Origin of the sequence: Yoonia sp. (assembly GCF_036007805.1) — a bacterium.
Lineage (GTDB): Bacteria > Pseudomonadota > Alphaproteobacteria > Rhodobacterales > Rhodobacteraceae > Yoonia.
On the sequence record NZ_DASYOK010000016.1, the window covers coordinates 1 to 8,049 of the forward strand.

At 57.3% G+C, this 8,049-nt stretch carries 11 protein-coding genes and 1 tRNA gene; 2 read left to right on the plus strand and 10 right to left on the minus strand.

All coding sequences use genetic code 11. From position 1 onward, the window contains the following. Positions 1-149: 149 nt before the first annotated feature. The 4 genes from VGP75_RS00735 to VGP75_RS00750 form a co-directional block, all read right to left on the minus strand. Positions 150-1,124: a Gfo/Idh/MocA family protein gene (locus VGP75_RS00735; RefSeq protein WP_327541821.1), complete on the minus strand. Its 975-nt coding sequence runs from the start codon at positions 1,122-1,124 to the stop codon at positions 150-152. A 120-nt stretch (positions 1,125-1,244) separates the two neighbouring features. Beyond that, a complete protein-coding gene (gene rpoH / locus VGP75_RS00740) occupies positions 1,245-2,141 on the minus strand; it encodes an RNA polymerase sigma factor RpoH (protein WP_055687569.1) in 897 nt (298 codons plus the stop codon). Positions 2,142-2,303: 162 nt separating this feature from the next. Continuing rightward, positions 2,304-3,332: an RluA family pseudouridine synthase gene (locus VGP75_RS00745; protein ID WP_327541822.1), complete on the minus strand. Its 1,029-nt coding sequence runs from the start codon at positions 3,330-3,332 to the stop codon at positions 2,304-2,306. 79 nt (positions 3,333-3,411) lie between these two features. Next, positions 3,412-3,488, minus strand: a tRNA-His gene (locus tag VGP75_RS00750). Between the two features lie 138 nt (positions 3,489-3,626). Between VGP75_RS00750 and VGP75_RS00755 the strand changes: the two genes are divergently transcribed. Next, on the plus strand, positions 3,627-3,818 hold the full coding sequence (locus VGP75_RS00755; protein WP_327541823.1) for a DUF6324 family protein: 192 nt from the start codon (positions 3,627-3,629) through the stop codon (positions 3,816-3,818). Here VGP75_RS00755 and VGP75_RS00760 read toward each other — a convergent pair. Next, entirely contained in the window at positions 3,805-4,263 is a 459-nt protein-coding gene (locus VGP75_RS00760; RefSeq protein WP_327541824.1) for an MmcB family DNA repair protein, read from the minus strand. The genes VGP75_RS00755 and VGP75_RS00760 overlap by 14 nt on opposite strands. Before the next feature lie 320 nt (positions 4,264-4,583). On the opposite strand from VGP75_RS00760, the gene VGP75_RS00765 reads away from it, so the two are divergent. Further along, a complete protein-coding gene (locus VGP75_RS00765; RefSeq protein ID WP_165689306.1) occupies positions 4,584-4,730 on the plus strand; it encodes a hypothetical protein in 147 nt (48 codons plus the stop codon). A gap of 229 nt (positions 4,731-4,959) precedes the next feature. Here the strand turns inward: VGP75_RS00765 and VGP75_RS00770 are convergent, their stop codons facing one another. The 5 genes from VGP75_RS00770 to VGP75_RS00790 all read right to left on the minus strand — a co-directional run. Continuing rightward, positions 4,960-5,268, minus strand: a complete 309-nt coding sequence (locus VGP75_RS00770; RefSeq protein WP_327541825.1) for a hypothetical protein — start codon at positions 5,266-5,268, stop codon at positions 4,960-4,962. A gap of 49 nt (positions 5,269-5,317) precedes the next feature. Continuing rightward, positions 5,318-5,797 carry a transcription antitermination factor NusB gene (gene nusB, locus VGP75_RS00775; protein WP_327541826.1) on the minus strand — a complete coding sequence of 160 codons (480 nt, stop codon included), beginning with the start codon at positions 5,795-5,797 and terminating at the stop codon, positions 5,318-5,320. Continuing rightward, the gene (locus tag VGP75_RS00780; protein ID WP_327541827.1) at positions 5,794-6,333 is read right to left on the minus strand and encodes a 6,7-dimethyl-8-ribityllumazine synthase; all 540 of its coding nucleotides are present in this window, start codon (positions 6,331-6,333) and stop codon (positions 5,794-5,796) included. Before VGP75_RS00780 ends, nusB begins: the two co-directional genes overlap by 4 nt. Continuing rightward, on the minus strand, positions 6,333-7,463 hold the full coding sequence (ribB, locus tag VGP75_RS00785; protein ID WP_327541828.1) for a 3,4-dihydroxy-2-butanone-4-phosphate synthase: 1,131 nt from the start codon (positions 7,461-7,463) through the stop codon (positions 6,333-6,335). The genes VGP75_RS00780 and ribB overlap by 1 nt, the downstream gene beginning before the upstream one ends. Positions 7,464-7,563: 100 nt before the next feature. Continuing rightward, positions 7,564-8,049: hypothetical protein (locus VGP75_RS00790; RefSeq protein ID WP_327541829.1), on the minus strand; the 486-nt coding region annotated here is incomplete at its 5' end.

Sequence of the window (8,049 nt, forward strand, 5' to 3'; positions counted from 1 at the left end):
AACTGCGCCACGGTCATGATCCCCAGCAAAGTGCTGGCCATGCTCATCAGCACGGCAATGATCACCATATGCACCAAGCGCAGCCAGATGTTTTCATAGTCGTCCACATTTATGTCGGAGCGGTCATCATCATTGGGCATCGTCATCTCCTAAGCGGGCCGTCCACCAGCCGCAAACACCATATCAATCATCTTCTGCGTTCCGCGCGAAAACTCAAGCGGGCATGGATAGGCCGCGCCAGTCTGTACCGACTGACAGAAGTTTTCTACCTGTAGCACATATTGGTTCACCCCCGGCCAGCGCTCGGTCGTGGCGGTCTGGCCATCGGTTGTCATCGTCAGAACAGCCGCATCAAAAACATTGGCATTGTAAGGACAGCTCAATTTGAGCACGCCCTTGTCGCCGTGAAAGGTGATTTCCTGACGCGGGAACATGCGGATTGACACCATGGCCGCATAGCTAAAGCTTGGAAAATCCGCCGCGACCTGCGCAAAGATATCGACATCATTGTCGAACCGCAGCTTGGCATAGGGAACCGCAAGTGGCTCTTCTCCGGACACAAAACGCGCAGACCCGAAGGTATAGACCCCGATATCACGCAAACCGCCACCACCCGCGGCAGGCTGATTGCGGATATTGCCCGCGTCGTCATTAAAGAAACTGAACGCCGCATCCACATGCACGAGATTGCCAATTGCGCCGCCCTGAACCAACTCGCGCGCGCGGATGAATTGGGGATGATGCACGATCATATAGGCCTCGGCCGCCAAGACCCCCGCCGCATCCCGTGCGGCAACCAATTGATCAAACTCTCCCTCAGCGAGCGTCATCGGCTTTTCGCATAGCACATGCTTGCCCGCCGCCATCGCCTTGAGCGACCATTCGACATGCATGTGATTTGGCAGCGGGATATAGACCGCATCAATTGCCGGATCGGCCAACAAGGCATCATAGCTGTCGTGAATACGAATCCCCGGCGCAAAGGCCTGAAAACCGGCGGCCTTTTCCGGGCTGGATGTGGCAAGGGCTACCAGTTCGGCGCCTCTGGCCGCGTGTATCGCAGGCCCCATGTGTTTTTCAGCAAAGTTCGCGGCACCCAGAATGCCCCAGCGCAATGGTTTCATGATCATTTCCCCTTTGACGCGATGTTAGCGCCACCAAGGACCAAAAGGAAATACGCGTGCAAACGAAAAATCCCCGCCAGCAGCGCTGACGGGGATCATATTTGCTCGAAAGATGCGGCTTCAGGCGTCAGCCAACATACCCTTCTGGCGCGCCAGCTCCTGCATCTTCGCCTGCAGCTTTTCAAACGCACGCACCTCGATCTGGCGGATACGTTCGCGGCTGACGTCATACTGGCTGCTCAGGTCTTCAAGCGTGACAGTCTCCTCGGACAGACGACGCTGCATCAGAATATCCTTCTCACGCTCGTTCAGAACCGACATGGCATCGGCCAAGAGTTCGCGGCGCGCATCAAGTTCATCATGCGCTTCATACTCTGCCGCGGTATTCGCGCTCTCGTCCTCAAGCCAGTCCTGCCATTGGGCCGCACCCTCACCATCGGCACTGACCGTGGCGTTCAGCGATGCATCCCCGCCAGACAGACGGCGGTTCATGGAAATCACTTCGTCCTCGGTCACGCCAAGATCTGTCGCAATCCGCTGCACGTTCTCAGGGCGCAGATCACCGTCTTCAAGCGCACCAATCCGGTTTTTCGCCTTGCGCAGGTTGAAGAACAGCTTTTTCTGCGCCGAGGTCGTGCCCAGTTTCACCAAAGACCATGACCGCAGGATATATTCCTGAATCGAGGCACGGATCCACCACATGGCATAGGTCGCCAGACGGAAGCCCTTTTCAGGATCAAAGCGCTTCACCGCCTGCATCAGGCCAACATTCGCCTCTGAGATCACCTCGGCCTGGGGCAAACCGTAGCCGCGATATCCCATAGCGATTTTTGCCGCCAGTCGCAGGTGCGATGTCACCATCTTATGCGCGGCTTCCGTATCTTCATGGTCAACCCACCGCTTGGCGAGCATGTATTCTTCTTCCGGCTCCAGCATCGGAAACTTGCGGATTTCCTGCATATAGCGGTTCAGACCACCTTCCGGCGTTGGTGCCGGTAAATTCTTGTAGTTACTCACTGTATCTGCCCTCCTATGTATAAAGGCTTAACATGGATATGGGAACGCTAACATTCGGTTTCAAGAGCGGCCATATCCGATTCCATTAAAAAGAATATGAACTCATCAGTTCAGTTTTACGACCCATGTTTCCGTGCATTCACGCACATGGGATCGATTATTTCAGCCCTGAGAGCCAAGAGCGCGCAAAAGTTCGCGCATGTCCTGGGGGATTTCCGCCTCAAACTGAAGAAATTCACCTGAAACAGGGTGCTCAAACCCTAGAGTTGCCGCATGAAGCGCCTGACGCGGAAACGCGGACACAGCGGCGACACCGGCCTCGCCAATCGCTTTGGGCGACAGTTTGCGCCGTCCACCATAGACCGGATCGCCAATCAGCGCATGGCCACAATGGGCCATATGCACCCTGATCTGATGGGTCCGACCCGTTTCCAGCCAGCATTCGATCAAGGCCGCGCAAGGCGGCGTGCCGAGCGGCTCCACAATGCGCGACCGAGTCACCGCATGGCGGCCACTGCTGAAAGACACCGCCTGCCGCTGCCTGTCTGTGCGGTGACGGCCCAGAAACGTTTGGATCTTTAGAATATTGCCCGGCTCAAAGGATGTCCCCTTGATCCCGCGCAAACGCGGATCGTTCTGATCCGGCAGGCCGTAGCACACCGCAAGATAGCGCCGTTCCACAGTATGGGCGGCAAACTGGTCGGCCAGGTGATGATGCGCGCGGTCCGATTTCGCCGCCACCAGCAACCCTGTGGTTTCTTTATCAATCCGGTGCACAATGCCCGGCCGCTTCATGCCACCCACACCCGAAAGCGTATCCCCGCAATGATGGATCAAGGCATTCACCAAGGTCCCGCCCGGGGTGCCCGGGGCCGGATGCACAACCATGCCGCTGGGTTTATTGATGACAATCAAATCGTCATCTTCAAAGACCACTTCCAGCGCGATGTCTTCCGCACCAATGTGGCTTTCCTCGGCAACAGCGACAGTGACAGCTACAATCGCCCCTGCCGAAATCCGGAAACGTGGATCAGTGATGACAGCGCCATCCACCGTCACAGCGCCGTCTGCAATCAGCCTTGCCAACCGCGACCGGCTGAGTGACGCCTCTTCTGGCACATCACGCCCCAGCGCCTTATCCAGACGTGGCGGCGGGTTTGCGGCAATCACAAACTGAATAATTTCAGACACGCGACTGCTCCATCATCTTGCCCAATAAACTCCCGCCGGAGGCTCCGACATCTCAAAGCGCGCAAACCTTTGGGGGGGATGGTACCGCCTCCCCGGCTTGAACGGGGGACCCCTGGTTCCACAAACCAGTGCTCTAACCAACTGAGCTAAGGCGGCAACAGGGGTGATCTAGCGGCATGAGTTCACGATTGCAAGTCCCTACGCGCGGAAACTGTCGGGGCTGAAAGCTTCATCCCCTTGCCAACGCGGCATGCTGCGCTGTAGGACCAAAGCCAGCAAATCTGGGGGATAACCATGGGTATCAACAACGAGCGCGACATTGAAGCCAACATGCAAATCGGACCAACCGATCTGGGCATGGTGCGGATATTCATCGAAGCCGATGGTATCGAGATTCCGATGGATTTTGAACCTGAAGAGGCCGACGAGATCGCAGAAGAGATCAAGGCAGCGGCCATGGCCGCTCGCGCCGTCAAAAAGCGGTAATAAACCCCGGATCGCGCGCGGCCTGCGCGCGCATTGCTGCATGGCGCGCAAATTTCTGCATCATCACTTTACGGCGTGCAGGGGCTAGCCTGGTTTCAGGCCCCATCCGGATGATCTCGGCGTCATAGGCATCAGCGAGAATCAGGCCGGTTTCTTCCGGCAGTAGCTCGGTTGGAAAATCGCTATCGACCGCCCAGAAAAACCGGTCGCACCATTCCAGATACCCGTGCCATTTGCTGTCCGACTGAAAATCAGCGCGGTCGGACTTGCATTCGACGATCCAGATCTCGCCCTTCGGCCCCAACGCCATGACATCAACGCGCAGGCCGGATGTCGGCACCAATTCCTCGACACTCACAAAATCATGACCCCGCAAAGCACGGCTGACCCCCCGCGCCAAAAGCTGGCCGGGCATCAGGCTCGGGCTGTAGGACAGGTCGGACATGCCCGACACCCTGAACAATAGGTGAACATAACGCAAGGCAAAACCGCTTCAATTTAACGCGACTCAGTGCAGCAAACAGGCAAAAGCGCAGAGCGAAACAATCTCGGATCGGGGAGTGGATTGATCAAGGCATCCAACTTTAATTATTAAATTTCATAATGTTACGCAATATTTGGCGCCTGAGGAAAAATGACACGCGCCACATTTATGACTGAAACGGGACACATTGGGCGCAATCATTGGGACAAAAGCCTTGTCCACGTCACGTTTTCGGCCGCTTTCCTACGTAAAACTTAAAGCAACCAAGAGGAGCGTAACGAATGTCACTGTTTGCCAACATTACTTTTTTCGAAGTCTCTATGGCTCTTGTCTTTGTCGGTATCGCAGAGCGTTTGTTGCTCGGCTACGCCCCTGCCGAAATGGTTGGCGCAAAAGGCTGGCTGATCCGCGGCGACATCGAAGAATAAGCTGCACGAGGGGCTTGCCCTTCGTCACACACACCCCTACCTGTTGGGCGACGGGTTCTGCACCTCTCGTATACCATAGGTACAAATCCAGTGGCCTTAAGCAAATCCGAGGGAGCTGGCTCTGTTCTGACCCTGGTCTGATTACCTGGCGCCCACCTGTACATACAGGTCCTCGGGATTAGTTACCTCTACGGTTGCCGTGGTTCCCGTCACTTCCCCCCAAGCCCGACTACCTGCCGCGGGATGCGCGCGCTTCAACGCGAATCGGAATAAGCGGTCCGCGATGGTCATCATCGTCGTCGTCATCCGCTTGGCTCATGACCACGATTGCAAACTGAACGCTGCCAAAGACCGTGCCGTGAAAGAACCACAGCAAAAACACCGCCAGATAGCCTACATCAGAGCCGGCAATCAGGCTGCCAAGTCCGGCCACATTATGCCAGAGGATCAGCGCGACAAACACCGCCGACAGCACAAAGCCGATAGCGCAGTGGCGCAGATAAAGACGCATCAGATCCGGTTCATTCTCAGGTCGCATGTGCGATCCTCCTGGACGCAAAGATAGACCTAACCTTCGCGATGGCAAATCACGATAATTTACCGAAAGCCTCCGGCTGGGCTTCGCGGGCCATATGATCAAGGACGGCATTCACAAACTTGGGCTCTTTGCCATCTGCCGAAAACGCCTCGGCGACACCAACGAACTCGCTGATCACGACCTTGGGCGGCGTCTGCCGCAGCATCATTTCCGCACCGGCCGCACGGAACAGCGCGCGCCATGTGGGATCAATCCGCGCAATCGGCCATTTCGCCACCAGCGCACGGTCGGTCATCTGGTCGATGGACGCCTGATCATCAACAGCCTTTTCCATCAGCGCGCGGAATGTATCCACATGGCCCTCGGCCATCTCGCCGTCCTCATAGACAGCGCCAAGGCGATGATCCTCGAACTCGCGCGTGACCTGATCGACGGTCTGGCCACTGGCCTCCATCTGGAACAGGGCCTGCACAGCATAAAGCCGTGCGGCAGATTTCATTTTGCGGAGCTGGTTGTTCGAGAGGGTCATGTGGTGGTCTTGCTATCCGTATCGCCGGCCATCAGGATGTCGCGGGTGAACCCCACGCCCTTGTCGGCCTTGCCCCACTTACGGGCCAGCGCAATCAGGTGCAAGGCCGCAGCCGCCGCGCCGCCGCCTTTGTTCATATCCGCAGGATCAGCACGCACTTCGGCCTGCGCACGGTTTTCAACCGTCAGAATGCCGTTACCAATGCACAAACCCTGCAACCCTAATAGTTGGATCGCGCGGCTGCTGTCATTGCAGACGGTATCATAATGGGTGGTCTCACCACGGATCACACAGCCAAGGGCGACATAGCCGTCAAAATTGCTCATCCGCTCGGCGATGCCGATCGCGGTGGGAATTTCCAGCGCACCGGGCACCTCGACAAGGTCCCATGTCGCGCCCGCCTTTTCGATCTCGACCTTGGCACCGGCGATCTGGTTATCCGAGATATCCTTATAATAAGGCGACGCCACGATCAGAATTTTCACCGGTTTGTCGAATTCCGGCAGGGGCATGATATAATGCGAGGGTCCGGCCATTATCCGATCTCCGAAATTTTACGTGTACCGACAATTTCCAACCCGTAGGCGTCTAGCCCCACCACCTTGGGTTTGGGTGAGTTGGTCAGCAATTCGATCTCATGCAAGCCCAGCGAGCTGAGGATTTGCGCACCAAGCCCGTACTGGCGCAGCGTTTGCGGCGAGACCTCTTCACCTGTCTCAAGCTTCATATGCACATCACGCAGCAGCACCAGCACACCGCGCCCTTCTTCGGCAATCAGTGACATCGCATCGCCGAATTCGTTGCGCCGCCCCTTGGGGCCTGCGCCTACAATATCCAGCAATGGATCCATGGCATGCATCCGCACAAGCACAGGCTCGGGCGTAGAGATATTACCTTTGATCAGGGCGATATGTTCCGCCCCTTGGGTTTCGTCAGTGTAGATGCGCAGTTCCCATTCACCGCCGAATTCCGACTGGATGGTACTGCTTTCTCGTACACGCACCAGATTGTCGTGGCGACGGCGATAGGCGATCAGATCACTGATTGTCCCGATTTTGAGGTTATGCAGCTGCGCAAAGGCAATGAGATCAGGCAGGCGCGCCATCTCGCCGTCTTCCTTCATGATCTCGCAGATCACACCCGAAGGATTCAGCCCCGCAAGACGGCTGATATCTACGGCGGCCTCGGTATGTCCGGCCCGGACAAGAACACCACCGTCGCGCGCACGCAGCGGAAAGACGTGACCGGGTGTTGCGATATCGGCAGCACCTTTTGATGCATCAATCGCCGTCGCCACGGTACGCGCGCGGTCGTGGGCGGAAATGCCGGTACTGACACCCTCACGCGCCTCGATGCTGACGGTAAAGGCGGTTTCATGGCGTGACGAGTTCTGTGACGCCATCAAGGGCAGGCCCAGCGCATCAATCCGCGCACCTGGCAGCGTAAGGCAGATCAGCCCGCGCCCGTGCTTGGCCATAAAGTTGATCGCATCCGGCGTGGCCATCTGCGCAGGGATCACCAGATCACCCTCGTTTTCGCGGTCCTCATGGTCCACAAGAATGAACATCTTGCCGTTGCGCGCATCATCAATGATGTCTTCGATCTTGCTGATGGCGTCGGACCAATCCCGTTCAACGGGGCCGGGTGTTTCGAATTGCTGGGTCATATCTGTCTCCGCAGGCGTCTTGCCTGAGGCAGATAGCCCAGAGGCAGCACTTTGGAAAGCGTCTATGGGCAGGTTCACGTAAGGTGGATCAAGATCCACCTTACCCGCAAAAGAACTGCTCCGCCTGCAAATAGCCCGCAGTGCGTGCCGCCTCGGCCCATTCACGTTCAAGGGCGGTGTCGCCCACGATCACAAAACGGTCCGCAGGATGCCCCTCGGCCGTGATCATTGCCCGCATCCGGTCACGCATTGCGGCCCAACTGTCGCTAAAGGCCGGTGCCGCATGGGCACCGGAAAGACCCGCCAAAGCCCCGAGGTGGGTTGGCGTGACAGGTTTATGCGCAACGCCCTTGCATACCGTGCGCACCAGACCTGCCAGTTTATCAGACCTGTCCACAGGAAGCGGCTGGCCCTCGCGCAAGACGCGCAAAGCATTGTTCGAAAACAGAAACCCGATCAGATCATGGCCAGTGCTGGCGCGGATACCGGCATAGGTCTTGTAAGGCAAACCCAACTCGGCCGCGCGCCGCACGCGCAGGCGCACCACCTCGACCGGCAATGTCGGCATCAGGTCTTTGCGCGCCCG